We start from the raw sequence: 18,466 nt of genomic DNA on the forward strand, positions 1-18,466 counted from the left end.
CATGCGCTGATCTGTGGGAGCGAGCCTGCTCGCGAAGGCGCAATTTCAGTCGACATCTACTGTGAATAGTCGACCGCTTTCGCGAGCAGGCTCGCTCCCACAGGGTTTTGCGCAGACCAATCAATGTGCGGCCAGAGCCCGCCCAACCCCTCTGACAATCATCCCCACCTCGCGCTCATCAATCGTCAGCGGCGGGAGCAACCTGATGGTCTTGCCACGAGTCACGTTGATCAACAAGCCGTGATCCCGCGCAGCGATCAGCGTCAGGTCGCGCACCGGTTGTTTCAGTTCGATACCGATCATGAGGCCCTGCCCCCGGATTGCCAGCACGTTCGGGTTGTCTGCCAATTCGGCGCGCAAGCGTTCCAGCAGCCGTGCGCCCTGCACCCGCGCATTCTCCAGCAAACCTTGTTCTTCGATGATGTCCAGCACCGTGCAGCCGACCCGGCAGGCCAGCGGATTGCCGCCGAAAGTGCTGCCATGGCTGCCCGGGGTGAACAGGTCGGCCGCCCGGCCACGGGCCAGGCAGGCGCCGATCGGCACGCCATTGCCCAAGCCTTTGGCCAGGGTCATGACATCGGGCACGATGCCTTCGTGCTGAAATGCAAACCACTGCCCAGTACGGCCAATGCCGGTCTGGATTTCATCGAGCATCAGCAGCCACGCGTGGCGATTGCACAGGTCGCGCAGGGCCTTGAGATAACCCGGCGGTGCGACTTGTACGCCGCTTTCGCCCTGAATCGGCTCGACCAGAATCGCCACGATGCGCGCGCCGTGTTTGCGCTGTATTTGCTCCAGCGCGGCGAGATCGCCGAACGGCACTTTGACGAAGTCCCCCGGCAGTTCGTTGAAGCCCAGCCGCACCGCCGGGCCATCGCTGGCGGACAAGGTGCCAAGGGTGCGGCCATGAAACGCGTTGGCCATGACCACCACCAGCGGCTGCTCGATGCCTTTGCGCCAGCCGTACAGACGCGCCAGTTTCAGCGCCGTTTCGTTCGCTTCGGCGCCGGAGTTGTTGAAGAACGCGCGCTGCATGCCCGACAACACCGTCAGCCGTTTGGCCAGTTGTTGCTGCCAGTCGATGCTGTACAGGTTTGAGGTGTGCAGCAGCAGCCCCGCTTGCTCGCTGATCGCCGCGACGATGCGCGGATGCGAGTGGCCGACGTTGGTCACTGCCACACCGGCAACAGCGTCCAGATATTCGCGCCCCGCCTGATCCCACAGGCGCGTGCCCAGGCCCTTGGTGAAACTCAGGGCCAGTGGTTGGTAGGTGTTCATCAGGGCGGCGGTCATGACGTGAAACTCCATTGCAGGTCGGTGTATTTGCAGTATGGTTAGCCACCTGAGCTGGATAAACCCGGAAAAACTTCAATCATTTAAAAGCCGAGCTTGATAATGGATTTGTTTCAGTCGATGGGCGTGTACGTCAAAGTGGTCGAAACCGGGAGCATGACGGCCGCCGCTGCGAAGTGCGAAATGTCGACGACGATGGTGGGCAATCATCTGCGCGCGCTGGAGCAACGGCTCGGCGTGCAACTGCTGCAACGCACCACGCGCCGCCAGCGCCTGACCGAATTCGGCAGCGTCTATTATCAACGCTGCCTGGAAGTGCTTGGCCTAGTGGCCGACTCCGAACGCCTTGCCGAACAAGCGTCGGACGAGCCGCGCGGTTTGCTGCGTATCACCGCGCCGCTGACCTTCGGCGTCGAACGACTGACCCCGGCGCTCAGCGAATATTCCTTGCTGTATCCGCAAGTGAAACTCGACGTGGTGCTGACCAACAGCCGTCCGGATCTGCTGGAGAACGGCCTCGATGTCGCATTCCGCCTGGGCAATTTCGACCAATCCAACCTGATCGCCCGGCCCTTGATCGACTACACCCTGACGGTCTGCGCCTCCCCTGATTACATCGCGCGGCGCGGCATGCCGCACACGCCACAGGATTTGCAGCAACACGATTGCCTGTCCTTCGCCTACCCGGCTGGGGATGACTGGCAATCGGTGGAAAAACGCTGGCGTCTGAGCGGCCCGGAAGGTGAAGTCCTCGTCGACGTCAGCGGGCCGATGTTGATCAACAGCTCCGCCGGTTTGCACCAGGCAGCGCGCAACGGCATGGGCATCATGATGCTGCCCGACGCGCTGGTGGAACAGGATCTGCGCGACGGCAAACTGGTCAGGGTAATGACGGACTACCAACCGCCGAGCAGGCCGATGCATCTGCTGTATGCGCAGGATCGCTATCGACTGCCGAAGCTGAGACGCTTTGTCGAGTTTGCGATGCGTACGTGGGGGAAACCCGCTGACGCCATGCCCGGAAAATAACGCACGCCGGGAAAAATCCCGACCACCAGACCGTTGCTCCGTGACAACGCCGCCCCGCTCCCCTAAATTAGTCGGCCTGAAAAAGACCTCGTGCTTTCTCGCCTCAACTCAAGTTAAAAAGTAGTGAAATTTCAATGTCCGATTTCAACACCGCTGAATCCGTAGTCACCCAGTCGTCCAAAGCGGAATACGAAAACTCCATCAATCTTTCACAACACCTGCCTCAAGCCAAAATCATCAGCGAGATGGTCCTGGACGCGTTCCAGTCGACCCGCGAAAGCGACCAGATCCGCGAATTGCGTGCGGCGATCCGTCAGGCGCATGACAGTTTTGATGACGACAAGGCGTACGAGCTGATGGGCGAACTCAAGCGCCTGAAAGACGCCGAGGCAGCCGATATTGCCGCGCTGGAAGACCTGAGCAGCAAGTTCTCGATCGGACGCATTCTGTCCAGCTTCAAGGACGATCCGGCATTTCAGGAAATCGTCTATGGCCTGGCGCTGAAGGTGCTGAATCAGACCCATCAGGCGATCAGCAATCCGAGCGGCGGCAAGAGCAAAGCTGCGAAGAAGAAAGAAGTGGAAATCTTCACCATCAGCAAGGACGGCGCCAGCGTGACCCTGCCAATGCGCACCCCGCGTTCGCGTCTGAACGTAGATCGTGAGGCACTGGAATTCCTCGGTTTCACTTTCGTGGGTGAAGGCGATGAAGCCGAGCTGGAAAGCGAAACCTTCGTCGATAACGCCGGTACCGAACAGGCGGTGAACCGCAAGAACATCATCACCGCGCTGCAGCAGCAGACGGCGTTTGATGGTTACAGTATCGCGGCGCAGTAATAGCGCAGCCGCTGTACGAAAAAGCCCCGCACTGAGATTCAGGCGGGGCTTTTTGTTGTCCGGCTTGTGATTCGTGAGGAGGCGAAAATCGTCGCCCCTCACCCCAGCCCTCTCCCGAGGGAGAGGGAGCCGACTTGTGTGATTTTCAAACCTGAGTTCGGCTCGGTATTTCAGGTCGGCGTATATCTTGAAAGCCCCTCAGTCAGTCCCCTCTGCCGAGGGAGAGGGAGCCGACTTGTGTGATTTTCAAACCTGAGTTCGGCTCGGTATTTCAGGTCGGCGTATATCTTGAAAGCCCCTCAGTCAGTCCCCTCTCCCGAGGGAGAGGGAGCCGACTTTTGTGATTTTCAAACCTGAGTTCGGCTCGGTATTTCAGGTCGGCGTATATCTTGAGAGCCCCTCAGTCAGTCCCTTCTCCCTCCGGGAGAGGGTTAGGGTGAGGGCAAACCGCTACCCCCCCCCCCCCCCCCCCTCAAGCCGAAGGATGCAACGCCGCAATCATGTCCACTTCAATCGCCGCATTCTTCGGCAACTGATACACGCCGATGGTCGTGCGCGTATGCCGCCCGGCATCGCCCAGCACATGGCTGAACACATCCGAAGCGCCGTTGGCCACTTCGCTCAGGTCCACAAAGTCAGCAGTCGACTTCACATACACCGTGACCCGCAACAACGCACGAATCTTGTCCAGCGAACCCACCGCATCGACAATCAGCGCCAGGCAACGCATGGCGCTGATGCTCGCCGCGGCTTGCGCATCCTTGAGGTTCAATTCCAGCCCCACGCGACCGGGATACAGGATCTTGCCATTGACCCGCGGCACCATGCCGCTGATGTAGAGCTCGTCGTGATGACGGATCAGCGGCGCGTAATTGCCACCGGCGGTGTTCTCGCCATAGATGTCATAGTTGAGTTCTTCGGCCAGGGCGATAAAACGCTCATCGCAGGTCATCCGTTCGGTCATTGCGCCCAGCCTTTTGATCAATGCACGTGTTAAGACAGTCGAGCACCGGAGATGGCTTGGAGCTACTACTGTCGGGGTTGGATCCAAATCTATGGCGTTTGCCTAAGTTGTGCAACCAGCGTAGATGGAACAAAAGGCCCTAAACCTTTCGGATGCCCCGGACCACAAGCTGGTCTTCAGCGGCGCTCAAACAGTGTTCAAGCGCTCAACCATATCTGGAAATTTTTCAACCAGTCGTATCAATAAGGCTGCTTGAGCATTGGGCTTCGACTTTTCCTGCTCCCAATTTCGAAGGGTGTTTGGACTTGTCCTGATTCGACTGGCAAAAACAGCTTGAGACATATGCAGTTTTTCTCGAAGAGCAACAATTTCCTGTGCGCCCACTTCAGGTACAGGCTTGTCCTCAAGCACTGTATTGCGCAGTGTGATCTTGCCCTCGCGTTGAGCCGCCATCTCATCAACGCCCTGCATTAACTCTGCAAACAGGTCGCGTTTTTTCATGGGGTACCTCGTTTTTTCAACTCTTTATCAATGGCTGTCCTGAGTGCCCTCTCTTGCTCGGCAGTCAGCTTCTCAAGCTCATCTTTGTCGTAAATGGCGAACATCCAGAACTGACCATCATTCATAAGCCAATAGTAGAGAACCCGCAAGCCGCCCCGTCTTCCCTTGCTACGGCGAGAATCAGCCCAGCGCAGCTTACGGAAGCCACCCGTTCGAGGCATTACATCGCCCGCAAGCGGATTGCTCTGAAGGTAGTTCTGCAATGTTCGATATTCGTCGTCCGTCAGATAGCGGCCAACGCTTTTGGTAAATATCGTTGTTTTAAAAAAGATTGTTCGCATAGCCAAACTATAAGCAGCTTGACTATAGACAGCCTATCAACAAATCGCTGCTCGAATAAACAAAAAACCCCGCACATCTCTCAACGTGCGGGGTTTTTCCTGAAGCTTGCAAACCTTACGGCGCGTACGTCAGCAACAGCTCTGTCGGCACCTTGAAGTCCAGGGACATCATGACGCTCAACGCAGTGATGGTGAAGATCGAGAACACGAACAGCTTGCGTGCCCAGACGGTGTCATCAACTGCCTTGTAGCCGGTCCAGGCCATGTACAGCCAGTACATGCCCATGGCGGCGGCGACGGCGAGGTAGCTCATGCCAGCGTAGCCGCTGAAGGTCAGCATCAAGGTCGCCACGAGGAACGCCAGAATGTAGAGCAGGATGTGCTTCTTCGCCACTTGAATGCCGCGTTTCACTGGCAGCACCGGAATCGATGCGGCCAGGTAATCATTGAAACGGAAAATCGCGATGGCGTAGGAATGCGGCATCTGCCACAGGCTGAACATCACCAGCAGGGTCAGTGCGGCCATGTCGAAGCTGTTGGTCACGGCAACGTAACCGATCACTGGCGGCATGGCGCCCGACAGACTGCCCACCAGCGTGCCGTGAACCGACTTGCGCTTGAGGTACAGGCTGTAGAAGCCGACGTAGATGATGAAGCCGATTACTGCGAACAAGGCAGCCAACGGGTTGGCCACCTTGTACAACAAGGCAACGCCGAGAACACCCAGAATGGTCGCGTAAACCAGGGCCAGTTTCAGGGAGATGAGGCCCTGGACCAGTACACGGTTCTTGGTGCGTTCCATCTTCAGGTCGATGTCGCGGTCGATGCAGTTGTTGAACACGCAACCGGAGGCCACGACCAGGGAAGTACCGATCATGGCGGCCAGAAACACCGCCAGATCGACATGCCCTTTCGAGGCCAGGAAGAACCCGCCTGCCACAGAAAGCACGTTACCGAAAATGATCCCCGGTTTGGTGATTTGGATAAAGTGCTTGAGCGACATCGGGTCTACCTCACTTCGCCATCATGTACGTGTGGATGCTGAACATGATCCACAGCGACAGGCCAACCAGCAGCACGATCACAATCGCCGTAAAGACGAATGCGATCACGTTGTTACGCTGTGCAATGGAACGGTCCAGGTGCAGGAAGTAATACAGGTGAACGATTACCTGGATCACTGCGAACAGCAGAACGATTGCCAGCGTCGTCGACTTCGGCAGGGTCGGGTACATCACCAGACCGAACGGAATGACGGTCAGGATTACCGACAGGATGAAGCCGATGGCGTACGACTTGACGCTGCCGTGGCCAGCATCGTGGCTGTCATGGGAGTGTGCATTAGCCATTACAGAGTCCCCATCAGGTAAACAACGGTGAAGACGCAAATCCAGACCACGTCCAGGAAGTGCCAGAACAGGCTCAGGCAGCTCAGACGGGTCTTGTTGGTCGACGTCAGGCCATGCTTGTTGACCTGATACATCATGATGCCCATCCAGATCAGACCGGCCGAAACGTGCAGACCGTGGGTGCCGACCAGGGTGAAGAACGCCGACAGGAAGCCCGAACGGCTAGGACCGAAGCCCTCGGAGATCAGCAGGTGGAACTCGTTGATCTCCATGGCGATGAAGCCCGCGCCGAGCAGGAAGGTCATGAACAACCAGCCCAGGACCGCCTGCTTCTTGCCCTTGTACAACGCCAGCATGGCGAAGCCGTAGGTGATCGAACTGAACAACAGCAGAGCGGTTTCGCCCAGCACGTAAGGCAGTTCGAAGATGTCGTGGCCCGACGGGCCACCGGCAACGTTGTTTACCAGTACTGCGTACACCGCGAAGATCGACGCAAACAGAATGCAGTCGGTCATCAGGTAGAGCCAGAAACCGTATACGGTCATCTCGCCCGAGTCGTGGTGATGGTCATCGTGCCCATGGTCACCATGGGCGTGTCCAACATTGGTCACTAAGTTCGACATGGTTTAAGCCTGTTCCAACGAGGTTTCAACACGGGTGGCATTGGCCGGGATTTTCCCTGCCGCGACCAGACGCTTGTGCTGCTCGGCTTCGATACGCTCGATCGTTTCAACCGGAACCATATAGCCCTGGTCGTCACGTGCAGCGTGGATCACGAAGTAAACGACGGTGCCCACCAGGCTCGCGATCGCCAGCCACCAGATGTGCCAGATCATCGCGAAACCGAAGACGGTCAACAGCGCGCCCATCACCACGCCAGTGGCGGTGTTGTTCGGCATGTGGATCGGCTCGTACTTGGCCGGACGCTGGTACGCAGTACCGTTTTCCTTGGCTTCGGTGAACGGGTCGATGCAGTCAGCCTTAGGCAGCACAGCGAAGTTGTAGAACGGTGGTGGCGACGAGGTCGACCATTCCAGGGTGTGTGCATTCCACGGGTCACCGTGATCGCAAACGTTCTCTGGCTTGTTGCGGTCGCGCACACTGACGTACAGCTGGATCAGTTGGCAGGCGATACCCACAGCAATCATCACCGCACCGAACATGGCAACGTACAGGTACGGTACCCACTCAGGGTTGGTGGTGGCGTTCAGACGACGGGTCATGCCCATGAAGCCCAGTGCATAGAGCGGCATGAACGCGACGAAGAAGCCCGAGATCCAGAACCAGAACGCTGCTTTACCCCAACCTTCGTGCAGCTTGAAGCCGAACGCTTTCGGGAAGTAGAACGCGAAGCCAGCGATGTAACCGAATACCGCACCGCCGATGATCACGTTGTGGAAGTGCGCGATCACGAACAGGCTGTTGTGCAGCACGAAGTCAGCACCCGGGATGGCCAGCAGTACGCCGGTCATGCCGCCGATGGCGAAGGTCACCATGAAGCCCAGTGTCCACATTACCTGGCTGGTGAAGCGCAGACGGCCCTGGTAGATGGTGAACAGCCAGTTGAACAGCTTCACACCCGTCGGGATGGAAATCAGCATCGTCGCCAGACCGAAGAAGGCGTTGACGCTCGCACCCGAACCCATGGTGAAGAAGTGGTGCAGCCAGACCATGAAGCCCAGTACCGAGATCGCGCCCGAGGCGTAGATCATCGAGTGGTGGCCGAACAGTTTCTTGCCGGTGAACGCCGAGATCACTTCCGAGAAGATGCCGAATGCCGGCAGGATCAGGATGTAAACCTCAGGGTGGCCCCAGGCCCAGAACAGGTTGACGTACATCATTGGATTGCCACCAAGTTCATTGGTGAAAATGTGGAAATCCATGTAACGGTCAAGGGTCAGCAGTGCCAGGGTAGCGGTCAGGATCGGGAACGAAGCCACGATCAGAACGTTTGCCCAGGTGCAGGTCCAGGTGAAGATCGGCATGTCCATCAGTTTCATGCCAGGGGTACGCATTTTCAGTACGGTCGCGAGGAAGTTGACCCCGGTTAACGTCGTACCCAATCCGGATAGCTGTAGCGCCCAGATGTAGTAATCCATACCCACGCCAGGACTGTATTGCAGACCCGACAGCGGCGGATACGCAACCCAACCGGTCTTGGCGAACTCGCCGACGCCCAGGGACAGGTTGATCAGCACAACGCCGGACACCAGCAGCCAGAAGCTCAGGGAGTTCAGGAACGGGAACGCAACGTCACGCGCGCCGATCTGCAGCGGCACTGCAAGGTTCATCAGGCCGGTGAAGAATGGCATCGCCATGAAGATGATCATGATCACACCGTGAGCGGTGAAGATCTGGTCATAGTGTTCAGGTGGCAGGTAGCCAGGCGAACCCTCGGTGGCCATGGCCAGCTGGGTACGCATCATGATCGCGTCGGCAAAGCCGCGCAGCAGCATGACCATGGCGACGATGATGTACATCACGCCGATTTTCTTGTGGTCGACCGAAGTCAGCCACTCGGTCCACAGGTACGTCCACTTCTTGAAGTAAGTGATCGCAGCGAACAGCGCCAGACCACCGAGGGCGATCATGGCGATGGTCACCATCACGATCGGCTCGTGGAATGGGACTGCTTCCCAACTTAATTTACCAAACATCGTTTACTCCTCTGCCCCGGCAGCTGAATGCGAACCCGCGTCAATATCCGTGGCCGCCACTTCTTTCTCTTTCTTCTCGTGCTTCAGCGGCTTGCCCGGCTTCATACCTTCGTACTTGTCGACGATGATCTGGAACTGGTTCGGCGTGACCGACGAGTAGAGTTCGACTGGGTTGTTCTGGCTCGGTTTGGCCAGGGCCGCGTATTCAGCCTGATCAAGCTGTTTAGGCGACTTCTTGACTTCACTTACCCAGGCGTCGAAATCTTCCTGAGTGGTGGAGATAGCCTTGAATTTCATACCGGTGAAACCGGCACCGCTGTAGTTGGCGGAGATACCGTCCATTTCAGCGTTGCGGTCAGCGATCAGGTGCAGCTTGGTCTGCATGCCCGCCATCGCGTAGATCTGGCCGCCCAGGCCCGGGATGAAGAACGAGTTCATCACGGCGTCGGAGGTGATCTTGAAGTTGATTGGCGTGTGTGCCGGGAACACGATCTTGTTGACCGTGGCAATGCCTTGTTCCGGGTAGATGAACAGCCACTTCCAGTCCAGCGCAACGACTTCGATGGTCACAGGCTTGACGTCAGACTCGATCGGACGATACGGGTCCAGCTCGTGAGTCGAGATGTAAGTGATGTAGCCCAGGGCGATGATGATCAGCACCGGGATGGTCCAGACGGCCACTTCGATCTTGGTCGAGTGCGACCACTTCGGCGTGTAGACGGCGTTCTTGTTCGAAGCGCGGTACTTCCAGGCAAACAGGAAGGTCATGACGATGACCGGCACGACGACCAACAGCATCAGCAGCGTGGCGGTGATGATCAGGTTGCGCTGTTCCAGGCCGACCTGGCCCGTTGGATTGAGCAAGGTCATGTTGCAGCCTCCCAGCAACAACGTGCCGAGCAGCGGCACTAGGCCTAGTAATCTGGGGTACCTGTTTTTACTCATCTCACGACCTCTAAAGCAGCTTGCGCAATGCAGTTGGGTTTTGATCGCCAACACTTCACCCTGCCAAGGGTTGGCATTTTCTTTGGATTGAATAAGGGCCGCCCGTCGCGCGTCTCACGCTCGACAAAACCTTGGGACAGCGTTCAGTTCTTATTCGAATTCGTGGTCAAAGGCCTTGTTACAGACCAATTCCATTTGGTGCGGAAAATTGGAAAGGCACCGACACCAGGGTGTCTCGAAAGCCTCGCGGCTCGCTCGACACCCGACCTCCTGATCAGTTCCTTGATAAAGGCTGAACAGCGTCGGGAATTCAGTGCGGGCGATTGTAGATAGGTAGCGCCCTATACACCATGTCTTATCCCGAAATAATTTTTATCACTCAGAGCAACAATCCATCGCCATTTTTGCAAAAGTTGCGCAAGTTATCGAAAGCGTTTCTCAATAAAAGCGGCAAAATCTGCCAGCGTAACCGCCTCAAATCAGACAGCTCTGCACTCGATCTACAAACGCTGGAGCGGCGCAAAGCCCGATGTTCCAAGGGCTTCGTCCATCTGCCGGCGCCTGTTAAAACTGCCTGCTCTGGTACGTCCGTGCTCAAGCCCGAAAACACTAAAACTGGCCAATGTTTTTATGTAACAGGCGGCCGATCCGCCGCTTCCCGAGTCCTTGCGACAGCCCCTGTGTGACAACATGTCGCACATTTGCCGCACGCTTCATTGCCGTTCGTCACGGTGTTTTCACAAACGCTCTGAAATGCAAAACGCCCCGATTTTCATCAACGAAAATCGGGGCGTTTTGTTTATCGGCAGCTCTGCCGAGAAGTTGACTCAGCGCAGCGCTTTTCGATTACGCGAGGTCAGCAACGGCACCAGAATCACCACCAGCACGAACGCCACCAGCGCCCACTGTGCCAGCGACAGGCCGAGGATCGGCGGATACGGCGTCGAGCAGAAACCGTCGACCTGGAAGCCCAGCGGGAAAATTTTCGCCAACGGCAGATCATCGACAATCGGTTGCAGCACATCGACGCCACAACTCACCGCCGGATAGAACTGCGTATAGACGTGATGCCCGGCCACACCGGCCCCGGCAATCGCACAGATCACTACCAGTGTCTCGAACACGGTGATGCTGCGACGGCTACGCATGCCCGCACCGATGAACGCGAACACTGCAATCAGCAACAGTGCATAGCGCTGCAGAATGCACAGTGGGCAAGGTGCTTCGCCGAGCACGACCTGCATGTAAAGTGCGCCACCGATCAACGCCAGGCAGATGATCCCCAGCAACACCAGATAGCGCCGCTCACGCCCCAACCGCATCGTTTCCTCGCTCATTGCCTTTCCTTTGTAAGTCCATGGTCCAGCCGGCCGGCGGCTGAAATTGTCGCAAGTCTACACCGGGGCAATAAACGATAGAGCGGTTAAGGAATGATTAACCAACATGGCTTCGCGGCGCGCAGAAGATTCGCGAGCAGGCTCGCTCCCACAATGGATCTGCGTCGAACGCAAATCCGGTGGGAGCGAGCCTGCTCGCGAACGAGACAAGGCGGTCTCGGATCACTCCAGAGCAGCAGCCGGGCCGAAGAACTCGTAACGGCTCTGCTTCTCCGGCACGCCCAACGCTTTCAGGTGCCGTTTGATCGCGCCCATGAACCCTTTCGGCCCCAGGAAGTAAGCATCGACATCACGCTGCGCCGGCAGCCACTCGCCGAGCAGCTCCTGGTTGAGCATCCCAACCTTGTCCGCCGCCGGGCTGACGCCATCTTCTTCGGCGTAGCAATAGAAGCGTTTGAGCTGCGGATGACGCGCCGCCAGCCCATCGACCCAGTCACGGAATGCGTGGACGCTGCCATTGCGCGCGCAGTGGATAAAGTGCACCGGACGTTCGGTGGCCAGCGCTGCTTCCAGCATCGCCAGCGTCGGGGTGATGCCGACGCCGCCGCTGATCAGCACCAGCGGCTTGTCGCTGGCCGCCAGGGTGAATTCGCCCGACGGCGGGAACAGCTGAATGCTTGAGCCGACGTGCAGTTGATCATGCAGGTAGTTTGACGCGCGACCGTTCGGTTCACGCTTGACGCTGATGCGGTACTGACCATTGTTGGCCAGTGCCGACAGCGAATAGTTGCGACGGATTTCTTCGCCGTCGAGCATCAGCTTCATGCCGATGTACTGACCCGGTTCGGCCGCAAGAATCGGCCCTTTGTCCGCCGGTTCGAAGTAGAACGAGGTGATTTCCGCGCTCTCTTGCACCTTCGCCGCGACGATGAATTCACGCGCACCGCGCCAGCCGCCGACCGCTTGTTCCTTCTGGTCATAGATCGCGGTTTCCGCGCCGATCAGGATGTCGGCCAGTTGCCCGTACGCAGCGCCCCAGGCACTCATCACCTCAGGCGTGGCGATCTCTTCGCCGAGCACTTCGGAAATGGCGCGCAGCAGGCAGGTGCCGACGATCGGGTAATGCTCCGGCAGGATCTGCAGGGCGACGTGTTTGTTGATGATCTTGGCTACCAAATCGCCCAACTGGTCGAGCTGATCGATGTGCCGGGCGTACATCAGCACGCCGTTGGCCAAGGCACGCGGCTGATCGCCACTGGCCTGATGCGCCTGGTTGAACAGCGGGCGCACCTGCGGGTATTCGGAGAGCATCATGCGGTAGAAATGCGTGATCAACGCCTCGCCGCCGCTTTCCAGCAGAGGCACGGTGGATTTGATGATGGCACGATCCTGGACGCTAAGCATAAGGTGACTCCTGGGCTTTCTGGAAAGATTGCCTTAGGGATATCAGCTTTCATGCCAACTAATTAATCTTTTAAATTCAATAGCTTGAAACCTTCATAGTCATTTCGACACAAATGAACGTATAGTCATCGCGACTACACCTTGTCTCTTTGACTACAAAAATCATGACCGCCAAATCCTTGCTTACCGCCCTGCTGCCTCTGGTCGCCGACCTCTCCCGCGAACTGCCCGAGGGTGAGCGCTACCGGCGTTTGCTCGAGGCCATGCGCGCCTTGTTGCCCTGCGATGCCGCCGCGTTGTTGCGTCTGGATGGCGAATCATTGGTGCCGCTGGCGGTGGATGGTTTGAGTACGGATACCCTCGGCCGCCGCTTCAAGGTCAGCGAGCATCCGCGCTTCGAAATTCTGCTGGCCGGCGCCGGGCCGACGCGTTTTGCCGCCGACAGCGACTTGCCCGATCCTTATGACGGTTTAGTCGATGGCCTCGACGATCATCTTGAAGTTCACGACTGCCTCGGCTGTCCTTTATTCGTCGATGAAAAACTCTGGGGCCTGATCACCCTCGACGCGCTGGACCCGGAGCGTTTCGAGCCGATCGAACTCGACGCCCTGCAAGCCTTTGCCAGCCTCGCCTCGGCCACGGTCAACGCCGCCGAACGCATCGAACGTCTGGCCACCCGCGCCGAAGACGAGCATCAGCGCGCCGAGGTCTACCGTCAGGCCAGCGGCCAGCAGCACCGCGAAATGATCGGCCAGAGCAAGGCGCATAAACGTTTGGTGGAAGAAATCAATCTGGTCGGCGGCAGTGATCTGACTGTTCTGATCACCGGCGAAACCGGGGTCGGCAAAGAGCTCGTGGCCCAAGCCATCCACGCCGCCTCCGCGCGCGCCGACAAACCGATCATCAGCCTCAATTGCGCCGCCCTGCCCGACACGCTGGTGGAAAGCGAACTGTTCGGCCACGTGCGCGGCGCCTTCACCGGCGCCACCAGCGATCGGCGTGGCAAGTTCGAACTGGCCAATGGCGGCACGCTGTTTCTCGATGAAGTCGGCGAGTTGTCGCTGACGGTCCAGGCCAAGTTGCTGCGCGTGCTGCAGAGCGGTCAGTTGCAGCGCCTGGGTTCGGACAAGGAGCATCAGGTCGATGTGCGTCTGATTGCAGCGACCAATCGCGATCTGGCCGAGGAAGTGCGCAGCGGTCGCTACCGTGCCGACTTTTATCACCGCTTGAGCGTGTATCCGCTGCGGGTGCCGGCGCTACGCGATCGTGGGCGTGATGTGTTGCTGCTCAGTGGCTTCTTTTTGGAACAGAACCGCTCGCGCATGGGCCTCAATAGTCTGCGTTTGAACAGTGATGCTCAGGAAGCGCTGCTGGCCTACACCTGGCCGGGGAATGTCCGGGAGCTGGAGCATTTGATCGGGCGCAGTGCGCTGAAGGCGCTGGGTAACTGCAAAGTGCGGCCGAAGATTTTGAGTCTGAGCGCGGCGGATCTGGATTTGCCGCGTGAGGTTGTGGATAACGTGGTTGCGCCTGCCAATGCTGACTTGGTCAACGTGATGCCGATGATCGGTGGTGATTTGCGCAGTGCCACCGATGAGTTTCAGCGGCGGTTGATCGGTGCAGCGCTGGAGCGTCATCAGGATAACTGGGCAAGTGCGGCGCGGGAGTTGGGGGTGGATCGGGCGAATCTGGGGCGCATGGCCAAACGACTAGGCATGAAGAGCTAAAAGCACACCCTCACCCTAGCCCTCTCCCAGAGGGAGAGGGGACTGATGGGGGGATATTGAAGAATTCCACTGACGTGAAAGATTTCTTCCGAATCCATAATCGACTCGGTCGTTCAGGTCGGTGTAAAACGCCAGACACCTCCGTCGGCCCCCTCTACCTCTGGGAGAGGGGACTGATCGGGGGATATTGAAGAATTCCACTGACGTGAAAGATTTCTTCCGAATCCATAATCGACTCGGTCGTTCAGGTCGGTGTAAAACGCCAGACACCTCCGTCGGCCCCCTCTACCTCTGGGAGAGGGGACTGATCGGGGGATATTGAAGAATTCCACTGACGTGAAAGATTTCTTCCGAATCCATAATCGACTCGGTCGTTCAGGTCGGTGTAAAACGCCAGACACCTCCGTCGGCCCCCTCTACCTCTGGGAGAGGGGACTGATCGGGGGATATTGAAGAATTCCACTGACGTGAAAGATTTCTTCCGAATCCATAATCGACTCGGTCGTTCAGGTCGGTGTAAAACGCCAGACACCTGCGTCGGCCCCCTCTACCTCTGGGAGAGGGCTGGGGGTGAGGGGCAGTGATAGAGAGAACAGCGATCAACTCAAGCCGACTAGCCGACAACTAACCTAAAGCCCACCCCTTTAACGCCGATAACACGGCATCAAAGGTTTCTGGCGATTTCCACTCTCGCCCCACAGAAGGTTCTTATGTCCTCCACCAAAGCCCGCGCAGATTCACTTTCGCTTCTGCTGTTTACCTTGCGCAGCGGCAAGCTGATGGCGATCAACCTGCTGAAAGTCAGTGAAATCATTCCCTGCCCGCCGCTGACCAAGCTGCCGGAGTCGCACCCGCACGTCAAAGGCATCGCCTCGCTGCGCGGTGCATCGCTGTCGGTGATCGACCTCAGCCGCGCGATCGGCGAGCGGCCGCTGGAAGATCCCAACGGTGGCTGCCTGATCGTCACCGATGTCAGCCGTTCCAAGCAGGGTTTGCATGTGCAGGCGGTGAGCAAGATCGTCCATTGCCTGACCACCGACATCAAGCCGCCACCGTTCGGCTCCGGCGGCTCGCGTGCCTACATCACCGGCGTGACCTCGGTGGACGGCACGCTGGTGCAGGTGCTGGATATCGAAAAAGTCATCCACAGCATCGCCCCGGCGCAGATCGAAATGGCGCCGACCGACCTGACCATGGAAGACGCCGAAGTGCTCGGCAACGCGCGCATTCTGGTGGTCGATGACAGCCAGGTGGCCCTGCAGCAATCGGTGCACACCCTGCGCAACCTCGGCCTGCAATGCCACACCGCGCGCAGTGCCAAGGAAGCCATCGACTGCCTGCTCGACCTGCAAGGCACCGCGCAGCAGATCAATCTGATCGTCTCCGACATCGAAATGTCGGAAATGGACGGCTACGCCTTCACCCGTACCCTGCGCGAAACCCCGGATTTCGCTCACTTGTACGTCTTGCTGCATACCTCGCTCGACAGCGCGATGAACAGTGAAAAAGCTCGCCTGGCCGGTGCCAACGCGGTGCTGACCAAGTTCTCCTCGCCGGAGCTGACCCAACGCCTGATCGAAGCCGCCAAGCACGTCGCGGCCAACGGGCACTGAGTCTTGGCCGAAACGTTTTGCTTTCTGCTGCGCCGCGACTTGAGTGGACCTCTGCCGGATGCTCAGTGGCCGGACGGGATTGAGCTGTCCGTCTACCGCGAGGAACTGGCGCCGGCAGTGCATCAGTTGATGCAGCTCGGACATCTGGAGGGTGGCGGTCGAGTGCCGTCACTGCACGACTGGCGTCAGCGCTTTGCCAGCGACCCCGAATACGATCCAGCGCTGTGTTTCGTTGCCTGCGATGCCGAGGGCGTGGTGGGCGTGGCGCAGTGCTGGACCAGTGCGTATATCAAGAATCTGGTGGTGCACCCGCGAATGCAGGGCCGGGGGCTTGGACGCGCGTTGTTGTTGCATGCCTTCAGCGTCTTTCAACAGCGGCGCGAGGGATTTGTCGATTTAAGGGTTCTGGAGGACAACCTGCGGGCGCGGCGGTTGTATGAAAATGCCGGGATGGTTGTGGTTCGGCGCGAGCCTGTGCCCGACTGATCTACCGCTTTCGCGAGCAGGCTCGCTCCCACAGGTGGATTGCATTTCAAACTGTGGGAGCGAGCCTGCTCGCGAAGGGCAGCACTGGCAACTTCCGCTATCCGACAGACTCCAACCTTGGCCATAACCAAGGATGCCCCAACCATGAAAGCCATCACCCTGGCGCTGCTCAGCCTCATCGCCCTCGCCTCCCAGGCCCATGCCTCCAGCCCCGACGCCTGGGCTGCCTATGACAAGACCGTCCTCGCCAGCTGCACCAAGGCCAGCGGCCTGAAAAACGTCAAACCGGTCGGCACACCGGCGCAATTCGACGACCGCGTCGGTTACACCGCCGTTCTGCTGCAAGGCCAATACCCGCAAAAACACATGAAAGGCCAGCAAGGCAGCGAGCTGTGCCTGTACAACAAACAGTCGAAAACCGCGTACGTCACCGAGTGGGATTCGATTCGCCCGACCGCCAAACCTCAGTGAATGGCGCACAACTTGCTTCGACCCGGCCCTGTGCGGTGGTTTTCCGCCACCGTTTCACACCCTGATTGAAGACAGATCGCTCAATGAATACGACGTTTTCCTGCGTAGGTTGCGGCAAATGCTGCACCGATCACCATGTCCCGCTGACGCTCGCCGAAGCCCGCATGTGGGCGGCGGATGGCGGTCAGGTGATCGTGCTGGCCGAGGCTTTTCTCGGCAATGGCCTGGGGCTGCCAGCGCAACAGCGCGAACATGCCGAGCGCCGTTCGGCGGTGGTCCGCAGTGGCACTACTGATGCTCACGTGGCGATCACCTTTGCCGCCTACAACGTCGGCCCCTGCCGGAATCTTGACGACGAAAAGCGCTGCCGGATCTACGAGCGTCGCCCGCTGGTGTGCCGGATTTACCCGGCGGAAATCAATCCGCACATCCCGCTCAATCCTGCTGCCAAGGATTGCCCACCGCAGTCCTGGGAACAGGGACCGGAGCTGATCGTGGGCGGCGAGTTGGTTGATCGGGAACTGCTGGAGTTGATTCAGCGTTCGCGTCAGGCGGATCGGGATGAGATCAAACTCAAGGATGCGATCTGCGCAACCCTGGGAATTCGCACCACGGCGCTCAAGGGCGACGGGTTCACCGCGTACTTGCCGAACATGGATGCCTTTGCGGCAGTGATCGACCAAGTGAGCGCGCAACCGCTAGCGGCGCAAACCAGTGAATGGCTGTTTCATTTGTCCGGCGATGACGTGGCCGGACAGGTGCTGGCTGCGGGTGGGCTGGTGGTGACTGAACCGGCGCAGACTTATGGGTTTATTTCATTGCGCGCGGCTTGATCTGACATTTGTGCTGTAGCGGCTGTCGCATTCGCGAGCAGGCTCGCTCCCACATTGGATCTGCGCCAAACACAAAACCTGTGGGAGCGAGCCTGCTCGCGAAGAGGCAAGCACAAGCACCATCACTTTCCGATGTCAGCGCTTGCCCATCGACCGACGCGTCCCCGGCGGCGCCATGCCCGGGGTTTTGGTGTGGCCATTCTTCGCGCCATTCTTGTACCACGGCTGATTCGAGCCTTTCGCCGAGGCAAGCTCGCCCGGCTTGAACGGGAACTTGAACGCCGGGATCTCGGCCTTGGTTTCGCTGGCGTCAGCCACTTCAGCCGGGACGTCGCTCACAGCGTCGTCAACCGGCGGTTGGGTCGGGGAAGTCATAAAAGCTCCGGGAACAAAAAGTCGGCCCGATCAGTGAGCCGCAAAGGCGCGCAGTATACCTGTGCGCTCTGGCTCGGCATCTGAAGATTTGCACCGTGCGCTGAACGGTTTTCCCCTCCCCCTAACCCTCGCCCTGGGGAGGGGACAGACCGAGGTGTTTACTCGAGGTTCGCCGACATGGGATACCGAGTCGAACTCAGGTTCGAAAAGCCCACAAATCGGCTCCCTCTCCTTGGGGAGAGGGCTGGGGTGAGGGGCGAATCCAACACAAGACCATCGCCGCACACTGCTACTCCCCATCTATA

Annotated in this window: 19 protein-coding genes; 7 read left to right on the forward strand and 12 right to left on the reverse strand. The window is 58.5% G+C overall.

The annotated features are described in order from the left end of the window. Positions 1–120: 120 nt before the first annotated feature. The gene (locus ACZ9BE_RS19205) at positions 121–1,293 is read right to left on the reverse strand and encodes an aspartate aminotransferase family protein (protein WP_095181696.1); all 1,173 of its coding nucleotides are present in this window, start codon (positions 1,291–1,293) and stop codon (positions 121–123) included. A gap of 102 nt (positions 1,294–1,395) precedes the next feature. Here ACZ9BE_RS19205 and ACZ9BE_RS19210 point away from each other — a divergent pair, with 102 nt between their 5' ends. Together ACZ9BE_RS19210 and ACZ9BE_RS19215 are read left to right on the forward strand one after the other, a co-directional pair. Then, positions 1,396–2,322, forward strand: a complete 927-nt coding sequence (locus tag ACZ9BE_RS19210; RefSeq protein WP_476249822.1) for a LysR family transcriptional regulator — start codon at positions 1,396–1,398, stop codon at positions 2,320–2,322. Between the two features lie 134 nt (positions 2,323–2,456). Further along, positions 2,457–3,158: a hypothetical protein gene (locus tag ACZ9BE_RS19215; protein WP_016773307.1), complete on the forward strand. Its 702-nt coding sequence runs from the start codon at positions 2,457–2,459 to the stop codon at positions 3,156–3,158. 472 nt (positions 3,159–3,630) lie between these two features. Here ACZ9BE_RS19215 and ACZ9BE_RS19220 read toward each other — a convergent pair whose 3' ends face one another. The 10 genes from ACZ9BE_RS19220 to hmpA form a co-directional block, all read right to left on the reverse strand. Continuing rightward, positions 3,631–4,122, reverse strand: a complete 492-nt coding sequence (locus ACZ9BE_RS19220; protein WP_016773306.1) for a RidA family protein — start codon at positions 4,120–4,122, stop codon at positions 3,631–3,633. A 186-nt stretch (positions 4,123–4,308) separates the two neighbouring features. Then, positions 4,309–4,623 carry a helix-turn-helix domain-containing protein gene (locus ACZ9BE_RS19225; RefSeq protein WP_041479944.1) on the reverse strand — a complete coding sequence of 105 codons (315 nt, stop codon included), beginning with the start codon at positions 4,621–4,623 and terminating at the stop codon, positions 4,309–4,311. After that, positions 4,620–4,964, reverse strand: coding sequence for a toxin (locus tag ACZ9BE_RS19230; protein ID WP_476249823.1), 345 nt, complete (start codon positions 4,962–4,964; stop codon positions 4,620–4,622). Before ACZ9BE_RS19230 ends, ACZ9BE_RS19225 begins: the two co-directional genes overlap by 4 nt. A gap of 115 nt (positions 4,965–5,079) precedes the next feature. After that, positions 5,080–5,967 (reverse strand): heme o synthase, encoded by an 888-nt coding sequence (gene cyoE / locus ACZ9BE_RS19235; RefSeq protein ID WP_016773305.1) that lies wholly within the window; start codon positions 5,965–5,967, stop codon positions 5,080–5,082. Between the two features lie 10 nt (positions 5,968–5,977). Continuing rightward, positions 5,978–6,313, reverse strand: coding sequence for a cytochrome o ubiquinol oxidase subunit IV (gene cyoD, locus ACZ9BE_RS19240; RefSeq protein WP_011335842.1), 336 nt, complete (start codon positions 6,311–6,313; stop codon positions 5,978–5,980). Beyond that, on the reverse strand, positions 6,313–6,936 hold the full coding sequence (gene cyoC / locus ACZ9BE_RS19245) for a cytochrome o ubiquinol oxidase subunit III (RefSeq protein ID WP_016773303.1): 624 nt from the start codon (positions 6,934–6,936) through the stop codon (positions 6,313–6,315). Before cyoC ends, cyoD begins: the two co-directional genes overlap by 1 nt. A 3-nt stretch (positions 6,937–6,939) precedes the next feature. Further along, a complete protein-coding gene (gene cyoB, locus ACZ9BE_RS19250) occupies positions 6,940–8,970 on the reverse strand; it encodes a cytochrome o ubiquinol oxidase subunit I (protein WP_041479948.1) in 2,031 nt (676 codons plus the stop codon). 3 nt (positions 8,971–8,973) lie between these two features. Beyond that, positions 8,974–9,915: a ubiquinol oxidase subunit II gene (gene cyoA / locus ACZ9BE_RS19255; protein WP_024014231.1), complete on the reverse strand. Its 942-nt coding sequence runs from the start codon at positions 9,913–9,915 to the stop codon at positions 8,974–8,976. An 827-nt stretch (positions 9,916–10,742) separates the two neighbouring features. Next, the gene (locus ACZ9BE_RS19260; protein ID WP_041479949.1) at positions 10,743–11,252 is read right to left on the reverse strand and encodes a disulfide bond formation protein B; all 510 of its coding nucleotides are present in this window, start codon (positions 11,250–11,252) and stop codon (positions 10,743–10,745) included. Positions 11,253–11,474: 222 nt separating this feature from the next. After that, positions 11,475–12,656 carry an NO-inducible flavohemoprotein gene (hmpA, locus tag ACZ9BE_RS19265; RefSeq protein WP_460142328.1) on the reverse strand — a complete coding sequence of 394 codons (1,182 nt, stop codon included), beginning with the start codon at positions 12,654–12,656 and terminating at the stop codon, positions 11,475–11,477. A gap of 164 nt (positions 12,657–12,820) precedes the next feature. On the opposite strand from hmpA, the gene norR reads away from it, so the two are divergent. The 5 genes from norR (at position 12,821) to ACZ9BE_RS19290 (ending at position 17,786) form a co-directional block, all read left to right on the forward strand. Next, on the forward strand, positions 12,821–14,383 hold the full coding sequence (gene norR, locus ACZ9BE_RS19270) for a nitric oxide reductase transcriptional regulator NorR (RefSeq protein WP_056790187.1): 1,563 nt from the start codon (positions 12,821–12,823) through the stop codon (positions 14,381–14,383). A 710-nt stretch (positions 14,384–15,093) separates the two neighbouring features. Beyond that, complete coding sequence (locus tag ACZ9BE_RS19275) at positions 15,094–15,996, forward strand: chemotaxis protein CheV (protein WP_016773296.1); 903 nt, start codon at positions 15,094–15,096, stop codon at positions 15,994–15,996. A gap of 3 nt (positions 15,997–15,999) precedes the next feature. After that, a complete protein-coding gene (locus tag ACZ9BE_RS19280) occupies positions 16,000–16,482 on the forward strand; it encodes a GNAT family N-acetyltransferase (RefSeq protein WP_476249824.1) in 483 nt (160 codons plus the stop codon). Between the two features lie 144 nt (positions 16,483–16,626). Next, entirely contained in the window at positions 16,627–16,953 is a 327-nt protein-coding gene (locus ACZ9BE_RS19285; protein WP_056790191.1) for a hypothetical protein, read from the forward strand. A gap of 83 nt (positions 16,954–17,036) precedes the next feature. Further along, entirely contained in the window at positions 17,037–17,786 is a 750-nt protein-coding gene (locus ACZ9BE_RS19290) for a YkgJ family cysteine cluster protein (RefSeq protein ID WP_476249825.1), read from the forward strand. Positions 17,787–17,921: 135 nt separating this feature from the next. Here the strand turns inward: ACZ9BE_RS19290 and ACZ9BE_RS19295 are convergent, their stop codons facing one another. Next, positions 17,922–18,161 carry a hypothetical protein gene (locus ACZ9BE_RS19295; RefSeq protein WP_016773292.1) on the reverse strand — a complete coding sequence of 80 codons (240 nt, stop codon included), beginning with the start codon at positions 18,159–18,161 and terminating at the stop codon, positions 17,922–17,924. Positions 18,162–18,466 lie beyond the last annotated feature (305 nt).

The sequence above is a fragment of the Pseudomonas sp. TE9122 genome (assembly GCF_056278925.1).

Coding starts and splice junctions, on each gene's coding strand:
- ACZ9BE_RS19290 (WP_476249825.1), top strand. CDS start 17,037: ATGAATACGACGTTTTCCTGCGTAGGTTGCGGCAAATGCTGCACCGAT.
- ACZ9BE_RS19210 (WP_476249822.1), top strand. CDS start 1,396: ATGGATTTGTTTCAGTCGATGGGCGTGTACGTCAAAGTGGTCGAAACC.
- cyoD (WP_011335842.1), bottom strand. CDS start 6,313: ATGGCTAATGCACACTCCCATGACAGCCACGATGCTGGCCACGGCAGC.
- ACZ9BE_RS19230 (WP_476249823.1), bottom strand. CDS start 4,964: ATGCGAACAATCTTTTTTAAAACAACGATATTTACCAAAAGCGTTGGC.
- ACZ9BE_RS19260 (WP_041479949.1), bottom strand. CDS start 11,252: ATGAGCGAGGAAACGATGCGGTTGGGGCGTGAGCGGCGCTATCTGGTG.
- norR (WP_056790187.1), top strand. CDS start 12,821: ATGACCGCCAAATCCTTGCTTACCGCCCTGCTGCCTCTGGTCGCCGAC.
- ACZ9BE_RS19295 (WP_016773292.1), bottom strand. CDS start 18,161: ATGACTTCCCCGACCCAACCGCCGGTTGACGACGCTGTGAGCGACGTC.
- cyoC (WP_016773303.1), bottom strand. CDS start 6,936: ATGTCGAACTTAGTGACCAATGTTGGACACGCCCATGGTGACCATGGG.
- ACZ9BE_RS19215 (WP_016773307.1), top strand. CDS start 2,457: ATGTCCGATTTCAACACCGCTGAATCCGTAGTCACCCAGTCGTCCAAA.
- ACZ9BE_RS19205 (WP_095181696.1), bottom strand. CDS start 1,293: ATGACCGCCGCCCTGATGAACACCTACCAACCACTGGCCCTGAGTTTC.
- cyoA (WP_024014231.1), bottom strand. CDS start 9,915: ATGAGTAAAAACAGGTACCCCAGATTACTAGGCCTAGTGCCGCTGCTC.
- cyoE (WP_016773305.1), bottom strand. CDS start 5,967: ATGTCGCTCAAGCACTTTATCCAAATCACCAAACCGGGGATCATTTTC.
- ACZ9BE_RS19275 (WP_016773296.1), top strand. CDS start 15,094: ATGTCCTCCACCAAAGCCCGCGCAGATTCACTTTCGCTTCTGCTGTTT.
- hmpA (WP_460142328.1), bottom strand. CDS start 12,656: ATGCTTAGCGTCCAGGATCGTGCCATCATCAAATCCACCGTGCCTCTG.
- ACZ9BE_RS19225 (WP_041479944.1), bottom strand. CDS start 4,623: ATGAAAAAACGCGACCTGTTTGCAGAGTTAATGCAGGGCGTTGATGAG.
- ACZ9BE_RS19285 (WP_056790191.1), top strand. CDS start 16,627: ATGAAAGCCATCACCCTGGCGCTGCTCAGCCTCATCGCCCTCGCCTCC.
- cyoB (WP_041479948.1), bottom strand. CDS start 8,970: ATGTTTGGTAAATTAAGTTGGGAAGCAGTCCCATTCCACGAGCCGATC.
- ACZ9BE_RS19220 (WP_016773306.1), bottom strand. CDS start 4,122: ATGACCGAACGGATGACCTGCGATGAGCGTTTTATCGCCCTGGCCGAA.